At 62.4% G+C, this 21,545-nt stretch carries 22 protein-coding genes; 18 read left to right on the top strand and 4 right to left on the bottom strand.

The genetic code is table 11. From position 1 onward, the window contains the following. Positions 1–204: 204 nt before the first annotated feature. Positions 205–594 (top strand): DUF4189 domain-containing protein, encoded by a 390-nt coding sequence (locus tag JQ629_RS20405; RefSeq protein WP_409363368.1) that lies wholly within the window; start codon positions 205–207, stop codon positions 592–594. A 102-nt stretch (positions 595–696) separates the two neighbouring features. Then, positions 697–1,107 (top strand): DUF2000 family protein, encoded by a 411-nt coding sequence (locus tag JQ629_RS20410; protein ID WP_212204635.1) that lies wholly within the window; start codon positions 697–699, stop codon positions 1,105–1,107. Positions 1,108–1,143: 36 nt separating this feature from the next. Here JQ629_RS20410 and JQ629_RS20415 read toward each other — a convergent pair whose 3' ends face one another. Next, a complete protein-coding gene (locus tag JQ629_RS20415; protein WP_212414196.1) occupies positions 1,144–1,344 on the bottom strand; it encodes a hypothetical protein in 201 nt (66 codons plus the stop codon). Positions 1,345–1,464: 120 nt separating this feature from the next. After that, positions 1,465–2,454: a Bug family tripartite tricarboxylate transporter substrate binding protein gene (locus JQ629_RS20420; protein WP_212414197.1), complete on the bottom strand. Its 990-nt coding sequence runs from the start codon at positions 2,452–2,454 to the stop codon at positions 1,465–1,467. Between the two features lie 484 nt (positions 2,455–2,938). On the opposite strand from JQ629_RS20420, the gene JQ629_RS20425 reads away from it, so the two are divergent. The 6 genes from JQ629_RS20425 to JQ629_RS20450 all read left to right on the top strand — a co-directional run bounded on the left by JQ629_RS20425 (position 2,939) and on the right by JQ629_RS20450 (position 8,838). Further along, a complete protein-coding gene (locus tag JQ629_RS20425; protein WP_349631295.1) occupies positions 2,939–3,583 on the top strand; it encodes a TetR/AcrR family transcriptional regulator in 645 nt (214 codons plus the stop codon). Beyond that, positions 3,580–4,380 (top strand): HlyD family secretion protein, encoded by an 801-nt coding sequence (locus JQ629_RS20430; protein WP_212414198.1) that lies wholly within the window; start codon positions 3,580–3,582, stop codon positions 4,378–4,380. The genes JQ629_RS20425 and JQ629_RS20430 overlap by 4 nt, the downstream gene beginning before the upstream one ends. Continuing rightward, on the top strand, positions 4,377–5,321 hold the full coding sequence (locus JQ629_RS20435; protein ID WP_212414199.1) for an ABC transporter ATP-binding protein: 945 nt from the start codon (positions 4,377–4,379) through the stop codon (positions 5,319–5,321). Before JQ629_RS20430 ends, JQ629_RS20435 begins: the two co-directional genes overlap by 4 nt. After that, positions 5,318–6,484, top strand: a complete 1,167-nt coding sequence (locus tag JQ629_RS20440; RefSeq protein WP_212414200.1) for an ABC transporter permease — start codon at positions 5,318–5,320, stop codon at positions 6,482–6,484. Before JQ629_RS20435 ends, JQ629_RS20440 begins: the two co-directional genes overlap by 4 nt. Positions 6,485–6,602: 118 nt before the next feature. Then, positions 6,603–7,913: an adenylate/guanylate cyclase domain-containing protein gene (locus JQ629_RS20445; RefSeq protein ID WP_212414201.1), complete on the top strand. Its 1,311-nt coding sequence runs from the start codon at positions 6,603–6,605 to the stop codon at positions 7,911–7,913. Between the two features lie 10 nt (positions 7,914–7,923). After that, positions 7,924–8,838 (top strand): PhzF family phenazine biosynthesis protein, encoded by a 915-nt coding sequence (locus JQ629_RS20450; RefSeq protein WP_212414202.1) that lies wholly within the window; start codon positions 7,924–7,926, stop codon positions 8,836–8,838. Positions 8,839–8,937: 99 nt separating this feature from the next. On the opposite strand, the gene JQ629_RS20455 is transcribed toward JQ629_RS20450, so the two are convergent. Continuing rightward, positions 8,938–9,399, bottom strand: coding sequence for a DUF488 domain-containing protein (locus tag JQ629_RS20455; RefSeq protein ID WP_212414203.1), 462 nt, complete (start codon positions 9,397–9,399; stop codon positions 8,938–8,940). A 179-nt stretch (positions 9,400–9,578) separates the two neighbouring features. Between JQ629_RS20455 and JQ629_RS20460 the strand changes: the two genes are divergently transcribed. Continuing rightward, positions 9,579–10,553 carry a Bug family tripartite tricarboxylate transporter substrate binding protein gene (locus tag JQ629_RS20460; protein ID WP_212414204.1) on the top strand — a complete coding sequence of 325 codons (975 nt, stop codon included), beginning with the start codon at positions 9,579–9,581 and terminating at the stop codon, positions 10,551–10,553. A gap of 94 nt (positions 10,554–10,647) precedes the next feature. Here the strand turns inward: JQ629_RS20460 and JQ629_RS20465 are convergent, their stop codons facing one another. After that, positions 10,648–11,472, bottom strand: coding sequence for a DUF72 domain-containing protein (locus JQ629_RS20465; RefSeq protein ID WP_212265912.1), 825 nt, complete (start codon positions 11,470–11,472; stop codon positions 10,648–10,650). A gap of 361 nt (positions 11,473–11,833) precedes the next feature. Between JQ629_RS20465 and JQ629_RS20470 the strand changes: the two genes are divergently transcribed. The 9 genes from JQ629_RS20470 (at position 11,834) to JQ629_RS20510 (ending at position 21,421) form a co-directional block, all read left to right on the top strand. Then, positions 11,834–12,556 carry a Crp/Fnr family transcriptional regulator gene (locus JQ629_RS20470; protein ID WP_249133207.1) on the top strand — a complete coding sequence of 241 codons (723 nt, stop codon included), beginning with the start codon at positions 11,834–11,836 and terminating at the stop codon, positions 12,554–12,556. A gap of 525 nt (positions 12,557–13,081) precedes the next feature. Beyond that, positions 13,082–14,518, top strand: a complete 1,437-nt coding sequence (locus tag JQ629_RS20475) for an ABC transporter substrate-binding protein (protein WP_212414206.1) — start codon at positions 13,082–13,084, stop codon at positions 14,516–14,518. A gap of 9 nt (positions 14,519–14,527) precedes the next feature. Continuing rightward, positions 14,528–15,505 carry an ABC transporter permease gene (locus JQ629_RS20480; protein WP_249135172.1) on the top strand — a complete coding sequence of 326 codons (978 nt, stop codon included), beginning with the start codon at positions 14,528–14,530 and terminating at the stop codon, positions 15,503–15,505. Beyond that, a complete protein-coding gene (locus JQ629_RS20485; protein ID WP_212414207.1) occupies positions 15,502–16,380 on the top strand; it encodes an ABC transporter ATP-binding protein in 879 nt (292 codons plus the stop codon). The genes JQ629_RS20480 and JQ629_RS20485 overlap by 4 nt, the downstream gene beginning before the upstream one ends. A gap of 128 nt (positions 16,381–16,508) precedes the next feature. Continuing rightward, complete coding sequence (locus JQ629_RS20490; protein WP_249135173.1) at positions 16,509–17,876, top strand: arylsulfatase; 1,368 nt, start codon at positions 16,509–16,511, stop codon at positions 17,874–17,876. Between the two features lie 134 nt (positions 17,877–18,010). Beyond that, on the top strand, positions 18,011–18,889 hold the full coding sequence (locus JQ629_RS20495; RefSeq protein WP_212414274.1) for a formylglycine-generating enzyme family protein: 879 nt from the start codon (positions 18,011–18,013) through the stop codon (positions 18,887–18,889). A gap of 63 nt (positions 18,890–18,952) precedes the next feature. Next, complete coding sequence (locus JQ629_RS20500) at positions 18,953–20,464, top strand: SulP family inorganic anion transporter (protein ID WP_212414208.1); 1,512 nt, start codon at positions 18,953–18,955, stop codon at positions 20,462–20,464. A 324-nt stretch (positions 20,465–20,788) separates the two neighbouring features. Further along, positions 20,789–21,145 carry a hypothetical protein gene (locus JQ629_RS20505; RefSeq protein ID WP_212414209.1) on the top strand — a complete coding sequence of 119 codons (357 nt, stop codon included), beginning with the start codon at positions 20,789–20,791 and terminating at the stop codon, positions 21,143–21,145. Positions 21,146–21,226: 81 nt separating this feature from the next. Further along, positions 21,227–21,421 (top strand): hypothetical protein, encoded by a 195-nt coding sequence (locus JQ629_RS20510; RefSeq protein ID WP_212414210.1) that lies wholly within the window; start codon positions 21,227–21,229, stop codon positions 21,419–21,421. Positions 21,422–21,545 lie beyond the last annotated feature (124 nt).

A 21,545-nucleotide genomic window follows, 5' to 3' on the forward strand; every position in this document is an offset into this window, starting at 1 on the left:
GCAAATGCCGTAATCAGGTCCGGCCAGCCTTGGAAAGGTGCTACAGCCTCTTGACAGCTAACACGGTAGATCCCGGCTCAAGGCCGGGACGACGAACTGATAGATCCGTTCTCACCCTACGCCCCCAAATTCAACCTTCCGTTCACCAAGTCTCAACTCCCTCCCGGCTAGATTCCGCCCGCTGTCTTGGGGGATGGGGCCTTGATCGTTTCGACCGCTGCCGCGCAGCGCCGCGCGCTGTTCATTCTCGCGCTCACTTTGGTGATTGGCGCGTCGCGCTTCGTCACCGAAAGCTGGGCGGCCGGTGCGTTGGCGGTCGGCAAATGCGGCGCCTATGGCCAGGCCTATGACTATCCTGCCGAAGAGACCGCGCGGGCTGCGGCGCTCAAGCAATGCAAGGGCGACTGCACCGCCGTGACCATGAAGCGTGCCTGCGCCGCGTTTGCCATCGACATGGCCAAGCCCTGCGGCGCCCACGGCTATGCGGTGAAGCCGAAGATTTCGAGCTCGCTCAATGCCGCGACCAAGAAATGCTACGAATTCGGCGGCAAGGAATGCGTGATCCGCGCATGGGCCTGCGACGCCAAGGGGTGACCTCTTGCGTCATTCCGGGGCGCGTCGTAGACGCGAACCCGGAATCTCGAGCTTCCGGGTTCGTCGCTGCGCGGCGCCCCGGAATGACAGCGGAAAAACCCCATGCAATTCGACACCAAAATCGCGGTCGTGATCCGGACCGATCTTGAACCGTGGCAGAAGCTCAACGTGGCTTCGTTCCTGGCCGGCGGCATTGCCGCTTCGTTTCCCGAATGCATCGGCGAGCCCTATGGCGACGGCTCCGGCACCAAATATCTGTCGCTGATCGGCCAGCCGATCCTGATCTACGGTGCCGATCGCGCCGCGCTGTCGCGGGCGCTCGAACGCGCGCTGGCGCGGGACGTGACGCCTGCGGTCTATACCGAAGACATGTTCAAGACCACGCATGACGCCGCCAACCGGGAGGTGGTGAAAGCGGTGATCCGCGCCGAACTCAATCTCGTTGGGCTCGCCATGCGCGCCGAGCGCAAGGTGATCGACAAGATCGTCGATGGGTTGAAGTTTCACAGCTAGGAAATGTGTTCCTGCCTGCAGGTTGGCGCTTTGCCGTCAGGCGGAATCGCCGTCGCCGCTCGCCGGCCAGCCGCCGATCGACGAGCCGATCGAAGTGCCAATCACTGGACCAAGAAAAACGTTGGAGGCCCGGGTCGCGAAATACGCGCGGATCACGCCCAGCGAGAGCATTCCGCCGGCTACGTGATCGAGATCTTCGATGTTCAGTTCACGAATTTCACGGCTCGAATTGGTCATGTTGCACCCCTGCGACCTTCGGTGAGATTCACGCTCACCTCAGGCCGCTGGGTACGCCAATCCAGGCCGGCCATCTGTGCCTGACGTCACGCTGGTTCCGGCAAGATGGCTGCGGCCAATTCAGGCCGGCGGCAAGCCGAGCGCCTGTCCGGCCTCGATCCAGACCGGCAATTCGCGCTGATACAGTGCGTTGCTTTCCTTGAAGCCGATTGCCGGTTCGAGCACGAAGGTAGACAGAATTTCCTTCACCTTCGGATCGTTGTTGGCGGCCACGCAGAGTTCGGACAACCGCTCGACGATCGGCTGCGGCGTCGCCTTCGGCACCGCCCAGCCCGAGAAGCCGCTCACGGTGAAGAATTTCGAGGTTGCGCCGAGTTCGGGCAGGGTCTTGACGTTGGGAATCGCGTCGACCTTCTTGGAATGCACCGCAAACACGACGCCGGCGTTGCTTTGCAGGACCGATTGCGCGGCCGTGTAGCTGCCCATCGCGACGTCGAGGGTGCCGTCCGCGATGCCCGTCCACATCGGCGCTTCACCCCGGTAATGGATCGGCTCGATGTTGAGGCCATACTGCTTGTTGAGTTCATTGATGGTGATGTGCGGGGAAGAGCCGGCGCTGTAGGTGCCGAAGTTCATCTTGCCGCTCTTGCGCGCGAAAGCGACGAAGTCGTCGAATGTCTTGATGCCCGATTTCGTGCTTGCGACCAGCAGCAGCCCGGCGCCCGGGATGATGCTGACGAGCGCCAGGTCCTTGTCCATGTCGTAGCCGGGGTTCTTCATCATGACCCGGTTCATCACAAAGGTGGTCGAAATCGAGCACAGGATGGTGTGGCCATCCGGCTCAGCGCGCGCGACTTCCTGAGCGCCGATCGAACCGGAGGCGCCCGCCTTGTTTTCGATGACGACGGTTTTTCCCACCTGCCTGGAAATGTAATCGCCGAAGCCGCGCGCCAGGAGGTCGGTCTGCCCGCCCGCCGGGTAGCTGCAGACCATCCGGATTTGCCGCGACGGCCATGCGCCTTGCGCCGAGGCCCCGCGCACCAGGAATGGCGCCGCGGCAGCGGCGGTACCGGCGGCGATGAAGTGACGGCGATTGAATTTCGTTGACATGATTCCTCCCTGAATTGGCGGGGAGGGTATCGCATCGTCCGGCTTCCGCCATGCGTGAAAGACGGGACAGATTGGCGCAGCGCAGCGAATACCGGAGTGTCCCCGGTGAATATGCATGCTCGCGTGGGCTTCTTTGTTCGATTTTCACGTTAGACCACGGATGCAGCGCGCATCCGGCATCTCTGCGTTCTAATCGAGGGCAATCTGTTCAAGGACTCGGGGCGTTTCGGGCCGCGGAAGGCGAGCCCGTGTTTGGGTCGCGCGAGTGCGTGGCGAGATGGATTGCTTCGCTGCGCTCGCAATGACGGCTGAACGACCAAATCCTCACGGGGACGTGAAAACGGCAGCTTCAGTCCGATATTGACAATGACTGACCAGTCAGTCATATAAGGATTATGAGCAGAACGCGCCCCAGCACCGACGCCCGTCCAAACCGGCCAAAAGCCGCGTTGTGAGCAGGGCTGCCGCCGCCAAAACGCCAAAAGTGGTCTCGGCGAAGGTCGAGTCCGCAAAGCCCGCTTCGAACCGGGCCGAACGCGCCGCCGAGCGCCGCGAGGCCATTATCGAGGCCGCGATGGATGAATTCATCGCCCGCGGCTTTGCGGCCACAAGGCTCGACGACGTCGCCAAGCGGGCAGGCGTCGCCAAGGGCACGATCTATCTGCACTTCAAGGACAAGGAAGCGCTGTTCGAGGAATTGATCCGGACCGCGATCGTTCCGCTGGTCAACCGTCTTGCCGCAGCAGGGCCGCCGCCGGCTGGCGCCTCGATCCGGGACATGGTGGAGAACTTTGCCCGGGCCTTCATCCATGACGTGGTGACGACGCGGCGTGGCGACATCGTGCGCCTGATCGTTGCCGAAGGGCCGCGATTTCCCGATATCGCCGATTTCTACTACCGCGAAGTGGTCTCGAAGGGGATCGCCGGCATGCGCGCGCTGATCGAACTCGGCGTCATCAGCGGCGAAATCCAGCAGAAGAATCTGGCGCGCTTTCCGCAGATCCTCGTGGCGCCCGCCATCGTCGCGATCATCTGGCAAAGCCTGTTCAGCAAACACGCGCCACTCGATGCGAACGAGATGTTTCGCGTTCATCTCGATCTGATTTTTGGCGAACGGAGGACGACATGACTTCGTCGCGCAAGACCTTTTTGAGAGCGTCGACCATTTTCACCGTGCTCGCGCTGGCTGCCGTGCTGGCCGGCTGCAAGGAGCGCAAGGATCCCGGCTTTCAGGGCTGGGTCGAAGCCGACATGATCTTCGTCAGCCCCGACGAATCCGGGCGCGTGACCAAGCTCAGCGTGCGGGAGGGCGACGAAGTGAAGCCCGGCATGCAGATCTATTCGGTCGATGACGAACTGCAGAAGGCCGATCTCAACCAGCACAATGCGACGCTGGCCAATGCCCAGCAGACCTATGACCGTGCGGCGTCTTTGTCCAAGACCGGTTCGGGCACCCAGGCCAATCTCGACTCCGCGGTCTCGGCGCTGCGTGTGGCGGAGGCGCGCGTCAACACTTCGCAGACGCGGCTGGCCCGGCGCAACGGTTTCGCGCCGGTCGCCGGCACCGTTCAGCAAATCTATTTCCGCGAAGGCGAGATGGTGCCGGCGCAGCGGCCGGTGTTGTCGATCATGCCGCCCGGCAACATGAAGCTGCGCTTCTTCGTGCCGGAGACGCAATTGCCGAAGCTTGCGATCGGCGACGAGGTCAAGGTGACCTGCGACAATTGCGCGGGCGATCTTACCGCAAAAATCTACTTCATCGCGACGACGGCGGAATATACCCCGCCGGTCATCTACAGCCTCGATGAGCGCAGCAAGCTCGTCTATTTGATCCAGGCGCGACCGAACAAGCCGGCCAGTCTGCGCGTCGGCCAGCCGATCAGCGTGTTCGTCAATGCGCCGATACCGGTGGCTGACAAGCGATGAATTCAGCCCCATCAACCGCGCCTGACATTGCGATCAATGTCGAGGGTCTGTCGAAATCGTTTGGCGGCCGGGCGGTCGTGCAAAACCTCTCGATGCAGGTCAAGCGCGGCTCGATCTACGGCTTCCTCGGTCCCAACGGCTCCGGCAAGACCACCACCATCCGCATGCTCTGCGGCCTGCTGACGCCGGATTCCGGCGAGGGCACCTGCCTCGGCTACGACATCCGCCGCGAGGCAGACAAGATCAAGCGCCAGGTCGGCTACATGACGCAGCGCTTCAGCCTGTATCAGGACCTCTCGGTGCGCGAAAACCTGGAATTCGTGGCGCGGCTCTACGGCCTGCCCAACGCACCGGGCGCGGCGCGCGACATGATCCAGCGCATCGGCCTCAACGGCCGCGAGGAGCAACTCGCGGGCGAACTTTCCGGCGGCTGGAAGCAGCGGCTGGCGCTCGGCGCCTGCACGCTGCCCAACCCGCAATTGCTGCTGCTGGACGAGCCGACCGCCGGCGTCGACCCCAAGGCGCGGCGCGATTTCTGGAACGAGATCCATGCGCTCGCAGCCGATGGCCTGACCGTGCTGGTCTCCACCCATTACATGGACGAGGCCGAGCGCTGTCACGAGATCGCCTACATCGCCTACGGCCATCTGCTGGCGCACGGCACGGTCGACGAGGTGATCGCGCAATCGGCGCTGTCGACCTACACCGTCACCGGCGCCGATCTCAACGGGCTTTCCGCTGAACTGTCAGGCAAGCCCGGCGTCGACATGGTGGCGCCGTTCGGCACCAGCCTGCACGTCTCCGGCCGCGACAAGGCCGCACTCGAATCCAGCGTCGCGCCCTACCGGGACAACAGGGGGTGGAACTGGCAGCATGGAGATCCGTCGCTGGAAGACGTGTTCATCGATCTGATGAGCCGCTCAAAGGACAATTTCCAATGAGTACGACCGATACAAACAGCGGGCGCCGCAATGTTCGGGAGCCGTCATTCGGCTTCTGGTGGCGCAGCTATGCCATGCTGGTGAAGGAATTCATCCAGCTCCGCCGCGACCGGGTCTCGTTCGCGATGATCGTGATGCTGCCGGTGATGCAACTCGTGCTGTTCGGCTTTGCGATCAACACCACGCCGCGCCATTTGCCGACCGCGGTGTTGCTGCAGGAAGACAGCGACCTGGCGCGCTCGATTCTCAAGGCGATGGAGAACACCGCCTATTTCCGCTTTACCCATGAAGTGCACAGCGTCGCCGAGTTCGACGACCTCCTGCAATCCGGCAAGGTGCTGTTCGGCGTCGAAATCCCGCGCGGTTTTGAGCGCGCGGTGCGGCGCGGCGATCATCCGGCGCTGCTGGTCGCCGCCGATGCGACCGATCCGGTGGCGGCGGGCTCGGCGCTCGGCACACTCAACGGCATCGTGCAGACCGCATTGGCGCACGATCTGCAGGCGGGCGATCCGCCATCGACGCCGTTCGAGATCCGCGCCCATTCGCGCTACAATCCGGCGGCGTCCTCGCGGCTCAACATCGTGCCGGGCCTGGTCGGCACCATCCTGACCATGACCATGCTGATCTTCACGGCGCTATCGGTGACGCGTGAGATCGAGCGCGGCACCATGGAAAGCCTGCTGTCGATGCCGATCAAGCCGGTCGAGGTGATGTTCGGCAAGATCATACCTTACGTGATCGTCGGCTTCGTTCAGGCAACGCTGATTATCGGCATCGGCGTGCTGTTGTTTGGCGTGCCCATTCTCGGCAGCCTGGCCACGCTGGCGCTGCTGACGACGCTGTTCATCACCACCAATCTTGCGATCGGCTACACCTTCTCGACCATCGTACAGAACCAGTTGCAGGCGATGCAGCTGTCGATGATGTTCTTCCTGCCCAGCATTCTGTTGTCCGGCTTCATGTTTCCGTTCGCCGGCATGCCGAGATGGGCGCAATATATCGGCGAGTGTCTGCCGCTGACGCATTTCGTTCGCATCGTCCGCGCCATCATGCTGAAGGGCGCGACCATCCAGAATTTGCAGTACGACACCATTGCTCTCACTGCACTGATGCTTTTGGCGATGACGATCGCCGTGACCCGCTTCCGTCGCACGCTCGATTGATGCAGAATATGATACGCGACGTCATTCCGGGGCGCCTCGAAGAGGCGAACCCGGAATCCAAGGATTCCGGGTTCGATGCTGCGCATCGCCCCGGAATGACAGGGTGGGGAATGGTCGGATGCTGGGGCTGTGGGGCAATAGAAGTGAGAAGCCTGTGGTGTTATCCGCTGACTTTCAGCACGCGCTGACGCAGCAAATCCTGCGGACCGAGCTGATCCGGATCAAGGCGCTGATCGGGACCACCGTCCTGATCGGGTCACTGATCCTCATCGTCCATGTGCTCGATCCCAATGCGATCCAGAAGCTCTGGCACGGCCGCTTCGATCCGAGCGAGCTCTACATCGTCCTGGTCCCGTTCGTTCTGTTTGAGCTCTGGGTCCACTTCGTCATCACCCGGCATCTTGGCAAGGGCTATGATTTGCCGGTGTACCGGCGCTATATCGGCGCGCTGGTCGAAACCTCGATGCCGACGCTCGCTTTGGCGATGCATATCGACAGCATGGGTCCGGTGGACGCGCTCGGTTTCGCGGTGCCGCTGACCTATTTCATCTTCGTCATTCTATCGACGCTGCGGCTGGATTTCTGGCTCTCGACCTTCACCGGATTCGTTGCCGCGGCCCAGCTGCTCGCCATGGCAATGCTCTATCGTCGCGCCGGCAGCGTGGATCCGCCGCCGGACCTGTATTATCACTCGGTGCGCAGCGTCATCATCCTGATTTGCGGGATGCTGGCGGGCGCGGTCGGCGTTCAATTGCGCCGGCAGTTCGAAGCCAGCATTCTCGCCGCGACCGCGCGTGACCGCATCACCAATCTGTTCGGCCAGCACGTCTCGCCGCAGGTGGTTGAGCGTCTGATGGCCGAGGGGGCGGCGACCGGCAGCGAAATCCGGCGTGTCGCCGTCATGTTCGTCGATTTTCGCAGTTTTACCGCGGGCGCCAGCACCCGCACCCCGCAGGAAGTGGTGGACCGCCTCGATGGTGCATTCGCCGTGCTGGTCGACATCCTCGACCGCCACGGCGGGATCGTGAACAAGTTTCTGGGCGACGGCTTCCTGGCGCTGTTCGGCGCCCCGTTCGACGCAGGTAACGCCGCGCACCGCGCGGTGGCCGCTGCGCGCGAAATGCTCGAGGCGAACGAGCGCGCCAACCAGGCGTCGAGCTGGCCGCTGCGCATCGGCATCGGCATTCACGTCGGCGAGGTCGTCGCCGGCAATATCGGCTCGCCGCGGCGCAAGGAATACACCGTGATCGGTGACACCGTGAATTTCGCCAGCCGGCTCGAGGCGCTCAACAAGGATTTCAATTCGCAGTTCCTGATCTCCGAAGCGGTTCACGACGCGCTCGGAGAGGAATGTCGCGATGCGGTCGCGCTAGGTGAGGTTCCGGTCAGGGGCTATGAGCGGCCGATGACCGTGTGGCAGTTGGGATAGGAGAATGGCAATGCAACGGCGTTACATCACCGTCGACGTGTTCACCGATCGGGCCTTCGGCGGCAATCCGCTCGCCGTGGTGCTCGATGCCGGCGGGTTGTCCACGGCGCAGATGCAGGCGATCGCCACCGAGTTCAATTATTCCGAGACGACCTTCGTGCTGCCGCCGGCCGACCGCGCCAATGACGCGCAGGTTCGTATCTTCACCGTGAACCGCGAGCTTCCGTTTGCCGGCCATCCCAATGTCGGCACCGCCTACGTGCTGGCGACGCAGGCCGCAAAACCACCGGTGCGACTGCTGTTCGAGGAGGGCGCGGGCCTCGTCCCGGTCGAAATTGCGACCGAACAGGGCAGGGTCGTCAGCACCGAATTCACGGCGCCGCAGCCGCTGAAGCGGATGTCGCATCTTGGCGCCGAACAGGCGGCTTCCTGCCTGTCGCTGTCGGCGAGCGACGTGAAGGTTGATCGGCATCCGCCGCAGATCGTCTCGGTCGGGCTGGCGTTCCTCGCCGTCGAACTCACCTCACGCGAGGCGCTGCGCCGCGCGAAGCCGAATGCGGAGGGATTCGCAAAAACCTTCCCGTGCGACGGCAGTGATGCGGTCTATTTCTATACGCGCGACGTGCCGGCAGGCGAAAAGCCGTGCGAGTTGCAGGCGCGGATGTTTCATCCCGGCGCCAGCGGGCTTTCCGAAGATCCCGCCACCGGCAGTGCCACCGCCGCTTGCGCGGCGCTGCTCGCCGATCTCGATCCGTTGAAGGATGGCGAACTGAAATTGCGGATCGGCCAGGGCGTCGACATGGGGCGGCCGAGCCTGTTGCTGACGCGCGTCCGCAAGCAAAACGGCGCGGTCGCCTCCATCCATGTCGGCGGCGCCAGCGTGCAGATGATGGAGGGCACGTTTAGGTTAGCGGGCGAGGGGTGAAATAGCCCGTCATTTGCGAGCGTAGCGAAGCAATCCATTGCGCCGCATAACGGATAGATGGATTGCTTCGTCGCTTCGCCCCTCGCAATGACGCCCCAGCTATACCTGCCTCGCCGCCAAATTCTCCACCTTCACGCCATCGCGGTCCTCGATGATCTCGGCGATCCATTGCCGGTGGCACTGCTGGTGGTCGCGCTCGTAGCAGAGGATGCAGACCGGACCGGACTTCTTCACAAGCGCCGACAATTCGTCGAGTTCTTCCCTGGCCTGCGTGGTCTTCAGATGCGCCGAATAGATCTTGTGCAGCAGATCGAACTTGCCGCTGCGCGCCGCCTCGCGGCCGGTCTTCGGCGTACCCAGCCCCTTCAGATGCAGATAGGAAATGCCGCGCTCGTCAAGGCCGGCCGCGAGCTGGTTCTTGGAAAAGCCCGGCCGCCGTGACGCGGCCACCGCGCGCACGTCGACCAGCAGCTTTACGCCGGCGCATTCCAGTTCATCGAGCACGGCCTTGGCCGGCGTCTGCTCATAACCGATGGTGAAGAGGCGATTCCTGCGTGCCATGTCGATGTCCCGGCGCCGTTGTCCTGACGTCAGGCTAGGTCACCCCGCAACGGATTTCCATAACCGCGGAGGTTATGCCGCAGCTGCCCGGCCGCCAGATGCGTTGCCGCCGGCTGCGCCATGTCGCATAGTCGCGAAAACAGCGCCTGTTGATGGCCGGTTATATCGGGGGAAATACGATGCATGGATTTTGTCGCTCGCTGGCGTGGATGGCCGCAGTCGCGCTGCTGGTTTGCGGCGGCCCGGCGCGGGCGCAGGGCACCTATCCCGACCGGGCCGTGAAAATCATCGTCCCGATCGGTCCCGGCGGCAGCTACGATCTGGTCGGGCGGCAGATTGCCGACGTGCTTGCGAAACGCATGGGACAGGGCTTCGTGGTCGAGAACAAGCCCGGCGCCGGCACCGTCGTGGGGACGCAGGCCGCGAGCCAGAGCGACCCGGATGGCTATACGCTGGTGGTCGGCGGGCTCTCCAACATGGCCTTTAACTCGGCGCTGTATTCCAAGCTCGGCTACGACCCAATGAAGGATTTTGTGCCGGTCGCGCTGGTCTACAAGTTCGGCTATGTGATGGTCGGCCGCAAGGATCTGCCGCAGCCCAAGCTGGCGGATATCGTCGCCGCGGCGAAGGCCAGCCCGGGCTCGATCTCGGTAGCGACCGCAGGCGTCGGCACCGGCCAGCAACTGGTGGCGGCGGCGTTCATGAAAGCTGCCGGCGTGAAGCTGCTGGAAGTGCCCTACAAGGGCTCGCCGCCGGCGTTCACCGATCTGCTGGCGGGCCGCATCGATCTGTTCTTCGACTCGATGGCGGCAGGCCTACCTCACGTGCAGTCCGGGCAGGCAAAGGGCATCGCTGTGCTGGCGTCCAAACGCAGCCCGCTGGCACCCGACGTGCCGACGATGTCGGAAGCCGGCGTTCCCGGGCTCGATGTCGATTCCTGGCTCGGAATCTTTGCGCCGGCCAAGACTCCGCCGGAAGTGATCGCAAAACTGCGCCGCGATATCCGCGCCTCGTTGCCCGACCTCAAGGAGCGCTTCGAGAAGAGCGGCGGCGAAGTCTGGGACCTGCCGGACGACAAGCTCAATGCCTTTGTCGCGTCCGAATACGAGACCTGGACCAAGCTGATCCGCGAGGCCGGCATCAAGCTCGACTGACGAGGAGGTATTCTTTTGACGCGTTTTCTTGACGCGAACCGGCAATCCACCCCGGATCAAGTCCGGGGCGGGCTTTCGCTCGAAAACGCTATGCCTATTTCACCCGCTCGATCAATTCCATTGCGCCCGCGGGCGCGCGTACCTTGCCCTCGTGGATCACGTAGGCGAAGACGTCGCGCGGCGCCTTCTTCGGCTTGGCCGCATCGACGCGCGGCAGGTCGTCGGGCTCGCTTCCCGAAGCCCAGGCCTGAAACCGCTTCGCCCAGGCGTCGAGCTGTTTTGGCGGGTAGCAGGTCTTGAGTTCGTCATTGCCCTTCTGCAGCCGCGCATAGACGAAGTCGCTCGCGATATCGGCAATCGCCGGATATTTGCCGTGCTCGGCGAACACGACGGGCGTTTCGAATTTTCGCAGCAAAGCGATGAAATCGGGCACGCAAAAACTGTCGTGGCGGACCTCGACCACGTGACGCAGCGCGCGGCCCTCGAGTTTGCGCGGCAGCAGTTCGAGGAACTTGCCGAAGTCGGCTTCGTCGAATTTCTTGGTCGGCGCGAATTGCCACAGCACGGGGCCTAGCCGGTCGCCGAGTTCCAGCACGCCTGAATCATAGAACCGCTTCACGGAGTCGCCGGCTTCCGCCAGTACGCGCCTGTTGGTGGCGAAGCGCGGTCCCTTCAACGAGAACACGAAACCGTCGGGCACTTCACGCGCCCATTTGCGAAAACTCTCCGGCTTCTGCGAGCCGTAATAGGTGCCGTTGATCTCGATCGAGGTCAGCTTCGACGCGGCGTAGGACAACTCCTTCGCCTGCGTCAACTTCTCTGGGTAAAATACACCGCGCCACGGCTCGAAGGTCCAGCCGCCGATGCCGATAAAAATGTTGCCGCTGGTTTTTGCGGACGATTTTGCAGGTTTGCTCACCGGGGGCTCGTTACGAAGGAGGGATGATTGCGGGCCGATCTTAATCCAGATCGGACCTAATTGGCCAGATTGCCGCAGGCAAAGGTGAGCGTCCGGAAGTGCGGGATAGAAGCCGGGCGCTGCGGCGCGATATATGGACACAGACGCCGGTTCAGCCGACAATACACGTAGAACTTGGCACATAGAACTTGGCGCGCCAATTGCAAACCTTTGCAACGTAGCAGGCCGTAGGCCCAGGAACTTTTCCGTTCATATCGACGCAGGTTCGGAGTTGGCTACGAGCGGATACATGACAAGCAAACATCAACCATCGCAACGAGAGACCAAGGGCGGCGGGCAAGCCCAGTTCGGGGCCTTGCTGATGACCGATGGTGGAACGCAACGGAGCGGGCCGCCGTCGCTGTTCCATGGCCTCACCGAGTCTGAAATCGCGCAGGTGTTGGGCTCCGGAAAACGCAAAGTGCTCTACCGCGGCGCCCAGCTGTTCAGCCAGGGTAGTCCGCAAGACGGCATCTTCCTGATCGAGAGCGGCCGCATCAAGGTGTTCTACATCGCCCCATCGGGCCGCGAGATCACGCTCGCCTATTGGCACTCCGGCAATTTCGTCGGCGGCCCCGAGGTCTTCAAGCAAGGCCTGCACATCTGGTCGGGGGTCGCCGCCGTCAACAGCACCGTGCTGCATTTGCCGGGCGATATCCTGCGCCGGATGGTGCTCACGATCCCCGCGCTCGCGATCGGAATCATCGAGGGCCTGACTTTCAAGGGCCAGTGCTATTCGGCACTCGCCCAGATGCTCGGGACGCGCTCGCCGACCGAAAGGCTGGCGCAGCTGCTGCTGCATCTGATGAACCTGTATGGCGTTGAAGAACGCGAGGGGTCGCTGATTGCCGCCTCATTCACGCATGCCGATCTCGCGCACATGACCGGCGTGACGCGCCAATCCGTCACCATCAGCCTGAAGCGATTTACCGAGCTGGGAATCCTGCACGCGCACGGTTCCAACCTCGTCATCAAGGACGCGGACAGGCTAAGCGATATCCGCGACGGCAAGCTCGCCAAGGCCGCGGCCTCTGACGACATCTGAAGCGAGCGCCTAACAGTGAGTCCCGCGTCAAACCGCCGCTGATGTCGGCGGGCTTCCAGACCTTTGCGGGCCGAGTCCTGTCTGATTGTAATGACTAATTTATAGACATTTAGCCCGCCGGATAACCAAGACGGGCGCAAAATCTGTTCATTAATTGAGCATCCGCAAATTTCTTAGCAATAGGTTGCTGGTTCGAGGCGTTCGTCGTTTCGGATTCTGAGGAGGCCGTTCAGAACTTGCTTACCGGACGTGATCACGTCCGTGATGGAAGCAAGCGAGTTAGCGGCAAATGACGCCTACCACTCCCTTCGTTAGCCACGCCCTTCGCGAACCGGACCTTCGCGAACCGATAGCCGTCCGCGCCGTCAGGATTGGTCTGATGGCATGTCGTTTGCACCATCGAGATCATCAAGCCAGTCAGTCTGCTCAGCGCCGAGTAACCCTGCCGCCCTTCGCCGCGGCCGGGAGATTCAGCATGGGCCATGCAAGTCACACCGCACAGTTTGGTTCGAAAGGATTTGTCTCATGAGCATCGGCCCTGCGTCTAAACTCTCTGGCTTCCTTCCTTTGATCGCTGCGGCAGCCATCGCATTGGCGCCCGGACAGGCGATCGCGCAGACGCTCGAGATCGGGATCGGCACGCAGAATACGACGACCAACACCGTGACCGGCGGCGTCGTGCTGAAAGAGCTTGGACTCCTGGAGAAGCACCTGCCGAAGACCGGCAAGTACAAAGACATCCAGTACAAGCTGAGCTGGCAAAACGCCACCTCCGGTCCGCCGATCACCAACGGCATGATGGCCAACAATATCCAGATCGGCATGATGGGTGACTACCCGCTGATGGTGAATGGCGCCACCGGGCAGGCGACCAAGAACGAAACGCAGCTCGTCGCGATCATCGCCTACAACGCGTATGGCGGCGGCAATGGCATCGTCGTCCACAAGGACTCGCCGTTCTACGAACTCGCCGATCTCAAGGGCAAGAACGTGTCGGTGCCGTTCGGCTCCGCCGCGCACGGCATGATGCTCACCTCGCTACAAAAGCGCGGCCTGCCGCCCGATTTCTGGAGCCTGGTTTCGCAATCGCCGGAAGTCGGCACTACCAATCTGCAGGAAAAACGTATCGACGCGCATGGCGATTTCGTTCCGTTCGCCGAGCTGCTGCCGTTCAAAGGCTTTGCCCGCAAGATCTACGACGGCGCCGAAACCAAGGTGCCGACGTTCCACGGCGTCGTCGTGCGCAAGGACTTCGGCGAGAAATATCCGGAGATCGTGGTGGCCTACATCAAGGCGTTGATGGAGGCGAACGACTGGATGCGCAAGAACCCGAAGTTTGCGGCCGAGAAGATCGAGGAGTGGACCAAGATCAACAAGGAAGTGATCTACATCTTCCTGGGTCCCGGCGGCGTGCACACGCTCGATGCGACCATCAAGCCGAAATGGGTGGAAGCTGTCGGCGCCAATTACGCGATCCTGCAAAAGCTCAACATGATCAAGGAACTGAACATCGGCGCCTGGGTCAACGACGGCTATGTACGGACCGCCTACAAGGAACTCGGGCTCGACTACGACAAGCAGCTTGCTGCGTATGACACCTATAACGTCACCGGCACCGATCCGGTCTGCAACACGCCGGTCAACAATCCCCTGCAAACCGGCGAGATCTGGATCCAGGGCGGCGACATCGTGCCGTTCAGCTCACCGGTCTGCACGCTGCTCGGCGTGAAGAAGTACGGCTCCGAAGGCAAGAAGTTCAACGCCGTCTATCTGGTCGACCGCGAGCTCGGCATCAAGGTGTTCGCCGACGCTGCGTTCTATTCGGTCGGCGGCCAGGATCCGAAGAAGCCGGATGTCGTGCCGTTCCTGCTCAAGAAGGATGCGGAAGCCTATGCGGCCAAGAATGGCGGCAAGCTTGCCACCTATGCCGAAGTCCTCGGCGCCATCAACCTGGGGCAATAGGGGAATCCGATGGGCAGCACGGCAACAGCCAAGATTGTGGCGCTCCCTATGGTCGACAAGCACGCCGATCCTGAGCCGGTGGCGGTGGAGACGAAAGCCTCCGCAGCTCAAATGTCCGCATCGGAAATTCCGGTGCCGGAACCGGAGCCGATCCCCACGGTCTCGCTGACCAAGGTGTTTCTGGGCCTGCTCGGATACGTGACCCGCGAGCGGATCATCACGGCATTGCTTGCCTGCATCTCGATCGGAGCGCTGTTCCTGTTCTGGTATCTCGGCACCAAGTACAAGTTCGAATTCTACATTCGCTTCAAGAACGTTCCGACGCCCTATGAGGTGTATCAGCAGCTGACGCAGGTCGGACTGTCGAACAAATACCTGTTCAATATCGCCATGAGCGTTCGACGCATTCTGTTCGGCTTCATGATCGCGACCATCATCGGCGTGCCGCTCGGGCTTGCGATCGGCAAGTACGAGCGCGTGCGTGACTTCTTCATGCCTGTCGTCGAGATCATGCGGCCCATTCCGGCGATCGCCTGGGTGCCGATGTCGATCATGCTGTGGCCGAACAACGAGGCCAGCATCGTCTTCATCACCTTTATCGGCGCCTTCTTTCCGATCCTGCTCAACACCATTCACGGGGTTCATTCACTGGATGGCGTGCTGGTACGGGCGGCTCGCTGTCTCGGTGCCAGCGAAATCCGTCTGTTCATGAACGTGATCCTGCCGGGCTCGCTGCCGCACATCTTCACGGGTCTTGCCGTCGGCATGGGCGTGGCCTGGGTCTCGCTGATCGCCGCCGAGATGATCTCGGGTCAGTTCGGCGTCGGCTACTTCACCTGGGAAGCCTACTCACTGGTGGACTATCCCGCGATCGTGCTCGGCATGATCACGATCGGCGTCCTTGGACTGGCGTGCAGCGGCATCATCCGGATGGTTGGCGTCCTTCTGATGCCCTGGCTCGCATTCGCACCCGGAGGCCGGCGATGAGCATGACCGTGGCGGAAACCGAAGTCAGCAAGGGCTTCATCGACGTTCGCGACATGGGCGTGACGTTCGGCGCCAACGACAACAAGGTCGTCGCCGTCGATAATGTCTCGCTCAACGTGCAGCCGGGCGAGTTCGTCTCGCTGATCGGACCTTCCGGTTGCGGCAAGTCGACCTTGCTCAGCATCGTCGCCGGCTTCGTCAAGCCGACCCGCGGCGAGGCGTTGCTCGACGGCAAGGCGATCACCAAACCCGGTTCGGACCGCGGCGTCGTGTTCCAGCAATACTCGCTGTTTCCGTGGCTGTCGGTTCGCAAGAACGTCGAGTTCGGCCTCAAGATGGCCGGCGTCGAGCAAAGCAAGCGCAACACCACGGCGCGGGCGCTGCTCGATCTGGCCGGGCTGCTCTCGTTCGAAAACCATTATCCGGATCAGCTGTCCGGCGGCATGAAGCAGCGCATCGGCATCGTCCGTGCGCTGGCGACCAGCCCTCAAGTCCTGCTGATGGACGAGCCGTTCGGCGCGCTGGACACGCAGACGCGGGTCGTGATGCAGGAGATCCTCACCAACATCTGGCAGCAGTTCCGCATCTCGGTGCTGTTCATCACGCACGACATCGAGGAATCGATTTTCCTCTCCGACCGGATCTACGTCATGACCGCGCGCCCGGGCCGCATCAAGGCTGTCATCAAGGTGCCGCTGCCGCGTCCGCGCACGGCGGAGATGACCGACACGCCGGAATTCATGAACCTGGTGCAGGAACTCAAGGGTCTGATCCGCGAAGAGTCGCTCGCCGCGATGGCGCCGGAGATCAAGGATCGGGGCCTATCTGGCTTTGGAATGAAAGTGGGACCGAAAGGAGTAGGCGAAATCTTCTGACGTAACTTGAACGTCGCGGCCTGACAGGCGCGAACCTAAAAATCGATCACAGCAATCAAGCACAGACGCAAACAGGCGCGCGCGTCAACGATGACTCACGCCTGGCGTCCATCAAATCGGAGCATTCAATGGCAAAGAAACCAAACATTCTGTTTTTCCATGTCGACAATCTGGGCATGGGCGAACTCGGTTGCTACGGCGGCGGCATTCTGCGCGGCGCCGATACCAAGCGCATGGATCAGTTCGCAAAGGAAGGCGCCAAGCTGACGCACTACGTGGTCGAGCCGCAGTGCACGCCGACGCGCTCGGCGCTGATGACCGGCCGTTTCCCGATCCGTTCGGGCAACCACACCATCGCGCTCGGCGGCAATGGCGGCGGCATCGTCAAGTGGGAGCGTACCATCGGCACCATCCTGTCGGACGCCGGCTATGCGACCTCGATCTACGGCAAATGGCACATCGGCGCCGAGGACGGCCGCTTCCCGACCGACCACGGCTTTGACGAATGGTACGGCCCCTTGCGCACCTATGACGAATGCATGTGGCTGACCGACCCGCATTATGTCGCGGAGCGCGACGGCTTCTCGCACATGCATGAAGGCGTCAAGGGCAAGGGTGCCTGGCCGCTGCTCGACGAGCAGCTGACCATGGAGACCAAGAAGACCTGCGACCTCGAGTACCAGAAGCGCGCCATCAAGTTCATGGAAAAGTCCGTCAAGGCGGACAAGCCGTTCTACTGCTACTTCAACCACTCGCTGATGCACTTCCCGATGAGCCCGCGCGACGAATTCGTCGGCAAGAGCACCAATGGCGACTGGGGCGATTGCCTGCTGATGCTGGACCATGATTTCGGCGTGCTGCTCGACAAGCTCGACGAACTCGGCGTTCGCGACAACACCGTCGTCGTGATGTGCGGTGACAACGGCGCCGAGGACCATCTCGCCGGACGCGGCACCGGCGGCTTCTTCGACGGCTCGTATTTCAGTTCGGCGGAAGGCGGCATTCGTACGCCGCTCTTGATCCGCTGGCCGAACCACATCAAGCCGGGCACCGAAAGCAACGAGATGGTTCATGTCACCGACATGTTCACGACGCTGCTGTCCATGACCGGTTGCGAAGCGCCCAAGGATCGGCTGATCGACGGCGTCGACCAGAGCGAGTTCTTCCTCGGCAAGAAGGAAACGTCCAACCGCGAGTCCTGCATCGTCTGGCTCAAGGACGAACTGCACGCCGTGAAGTGGAAGGACTTCAAGATCAACTTCAAGCGGCAGCAGCATTTCCACGATCCGGAGCTGGCGCTCGGATTCGCCCGCATCACGCATCTGAAGGAAGACCCGAAGGAGCGTGACGCCGTCAACCAGCGCTATGTTCGCTGGTGGGTGATGCAACACGCCCAGCGCATCATCCGCGACTTCGAGGAGAGCGCCAAGAAGGAGGAGCTGATTCCGCCGGGCGCGGCACTCGATTTCGTGCCGAAGCAGCGCCAGAAGGCTTGAGGACGATGTCTGCACCGACGATAGCGGCTGACGCCGCGCAGGGTGCAGCCGGCAATCGCCGGGGAGCGGGCTGCTGCTCGCTCCCTGGCCAACCAAACACGGGCGTGACGCCAGGCACAATCAACCGCGATACCATGGTCTGGATCCCGGGCGGCTCTTTCCTGATGGGTTCCAACAGCTTCTATCGGGAAGAACGCCCGTTGCGTCCCGCCTCCGTCGACGGCTTCTGGATCGACACCTATCCCGTCACCAACGCCGAGTTTCAAAAATTCGTTGAGGCGACCGGATACGTCACCTATTCCGAACGCCCGCCGAACCCTTCGATGTATCCCGACGCCGATCCGGAAATGCTGGTGCCGGGCTCGCTGGTGTTCAAGAAGCCCGATCGTCCGGTCAACCTGCGCAACAATCTCGCCTGGTGGGAATACAGACCCGGCGCCGACTGGCGGCATCCGCAGGGGCCGGAGAGTTCGATCGCAGGATGCGAAAATCATCCTGTCGTGCATGTGGCTTATGAGGACGCGCTCGCTTACGCGGCGTGGGCCGGCAAGGAGCTTCCGACTGAAGCAGAGTGGGAGTTTGCGGCGCGCGGTGGTCTGGAAGGCAAGGCCTATCCCTGGGGCGACGCCTCCAATCCGGACGGGCAGTTCATGGCCAACACCTGGCAGGGCCATTTTCCTTACCAGAATTCGGCGGATGACGGCTACGAGGGCACATCGCCGGTCGATGCGTTCCCGGCCAACGGCTACGGCCTGTTCGACATGGTCGGCAACACCTGGGAATGGACGGCGAGCCCGTATGGCGCCGCGCAGGAGCAGCAACAGCAATCGTGCTGTCATCCGAAGCCCGGCGACGACAAATCCGTGCGCCGCGTGGTGAAGGGCGGTTCGCATCTGTGCGCGCCGAATTATTGCCTGCGCTACCGGCCGTCGGCGCGCCAGGGCGAAACCGTGGATTCCTCCACCTGTCATATCGGCTTCCGCTGCGTCGTGCGTCAACCACCGGGCACCTGACGAGTATCCCTTTTCGCAACCGGCGAGGCCGGAGCACCGCCCAACATCTTTTGGAAGTTTCCCATGCAAGTCGCCAGCACCACGACCAACGCGCAACTCCAGTTTGAAGACTCGCCGTCGATCGGCGCGGTGCTGCGTGCGCCCAACCTTTTCGTCCGCGAGTCGCTGGCCGGCATCGTCACCGCGCTGGCGCTGATTCCGGAGGTGATTTCGTTCTCCTTTGTCTCCGGCGTCGATCCCAAGGTGGCGCTGGTCTCCTCCATTGTGCTGTGCCTGGTGATGTCGGCGCTCGGTGGCCGGCCGGCGATGGTCACGGCGGCGGCGGGCTCGATCGCGCTGGTGATCGGGCCGATGGTGAAGGTGCATGGCGTCGGCTACATCCTGCCGACCATCCTCTTTGCCGGCATCATCCAGATCGTCTTCGGACTCGCCGGACTGGCGCGGGTGATGCGCTTCGTTCCGCGTTCGGTGATGATCGGTTTTGTGAATGCGCTCGGCATTCTGATCTTTGCGGCGCAGGTGCCCCACATTTTCAACGTACCATGGCTGGTCTATCCGCTGTTCGCGCTGACGATCGCCGTTGTCCTCATCATGCCCCGCTTCACCACCGCCGTGCCGGCGCCGCTGGTCGCGATCATCGTCGTGACCGCGATCGTGATGGTGGGGCATCTGACCGTGCCCAATGTCGGCGGCGAGGGGGCCATGGCGCCGGGACTGCCGGGCCTTACGGCGTTTATCGTGCCGCTCAACCTTCAGACGCTCAGCATCATCTGGCCGACCGCGCTCAGCGTCGCCTTTGTCGGCCTGCTGGAGACGCTGCTGACGGCCAAGCTGGTCGACGATCTGACCGATACCCGCTCGCACAAGGGCAAGGAGTCCTGGGCGCTCGGCGTCGCCAATATCGCGGCCGGGTTCTATGGCGGCATCGGCGGATGCGCGATGATCGCCCAGACCGTCGTCAACGTGAAGATCGGGCAGGGCCGCACCAGGATATCGACGGCGGTCGCCGCACTCGTGCTGCTGGTGCTGGTGACCGCGCTGAGCGACCTGATGGCGCAAATTCCGATGGTGGCGCTCGCTGCCGTCATGATGATCGCAGCGCTCAAGACCATCGATTGGCACAGCATCACGCCGGCGACGCTGAAGCGCATGCCGATCCCGGAAACGCTGGTGATGGTCCTGACCGTTGCGGTCACGGTTGCCACCAGCAACCTCGCGATCGGGATCGCCGTGGGGGTGTTGCTGGCGATGGTGTTGTTCGCGCGCCGGGTCGCCCATGTCATCCGTGCGGACCGCACGCTCAGCGAAGACGGCCTTTCGGTTCGCTATCACGTCCATGGGCCGCTGTTCTTCGGCAGCAGCAACGACCTCGTCGAGCGCTTCTCCTACGGCGCGGATCCCAAGCGCGTCCTGATCGATCTCACCCATTCCCAGATCTGGGACGCTTCGAGCGTCGCGGCGCTGGATTCGATTGAAACCAAATACCGCGACCATGGCGCGTCAGTCACGTTCGTTGGGCTCGACCAGCGCAGCTCCTCGTTCCACGAGCGGCTGACCGGCCAGCTCGGCGCCTGAATTTCGGAACGCGGAGCGAGAAGGAGCTTCCGATGGCAATCTTCCGATGGCTGTCGACATTCGTCCGCAGGATGATGCGAAACTGGTCCGGCCGCTATCGGCCGGAGCGGCATTACATGCGCGGGGCCGGGCCGGCGTCAAAGCGAAGCGCGCGCCACAGCACAAGCTCCTGAGATGCGGCGTTGATCGCGGAGCCGGGGCCTTCTCCGACAGCGCGTACTCCAGCAGCCCAATCAATCGTGATTGGCCAATTCGCGGAAACCGTGCTGTGCACTCTTGTCTCGATCGCGGGTCGGGCTACGCAAAACAAGAATGGAGAAAAGGATGCGCATCCTGATCGCCGCATTGGTCGTGATGACCACTTTCCCAGTTCTTGCCGACGAGGTCGGTGAGGCGCGCAAATTGGCGGTTTCGGGGCGTGACGCCTACTGGAACTGCCTGGCCCGCGAGTATCCGCGGGAGAGCAACAAGAACATGCCGGAACAGGAATTTGGCGCGTTGATCGCGGCTGCCTGTGCGTCGGAGCGGCAGAATTTCCGGGTGGCGCTGGTGGGCTTTCTCGGGATCCAGTCCCCGGACAAGGATGCGGGCGCGAACCTGACGACGGCCAACGATGCCATCGCCTTCGCCCAGAAGGACATCGTGACGGCGTTCGCAAGGCGCAAAGCCGCGTCGAAGTAGCCAACTCGGTTTTCGCCAGCCTGTTCGACCATTCCGGCCTTCCGTGATATTGATTCCCGATCAGACGGGGGATTGTCGGGTATGAATGCTGAGTCGATAGCCGGTATCTTGGGTGCCATTGTCGCCTCGATCGTGCTGGTGGTTGCGATCGCCTATGGGCCGATCGGGCAGTTTGGCAAGCCGGCGCCGAAGCCGGCCGCTGTCCAGCAACCGTCGCAGATGGCGCCCGCGGCGCCCGCACCACGGGGACCGGTGATCCGGGAAGTGCCGAATTAGTCGACGCAGGGCAGGGGGCAGGCCACCCTTGCGGAAGGCCCCTGGCATCGCTATCTTGCTCCTAACGGCGACGTCGATGCTTAAGCAGCTCCGGCGCCGGGACGACCATGAATAGTTTGGCTGC

Origin of the sequence: Bradyrhizobium sp. AUGA SZCCT0222, assembly GCF_018130205.1 — a bacterium.
Classification (GTDB): domain Bacteria; phylum Pseudomonadota; class Alphaproteobacteria; order Rhizobiales; family Xanthobacteraceae; genus Bradyrhizobium.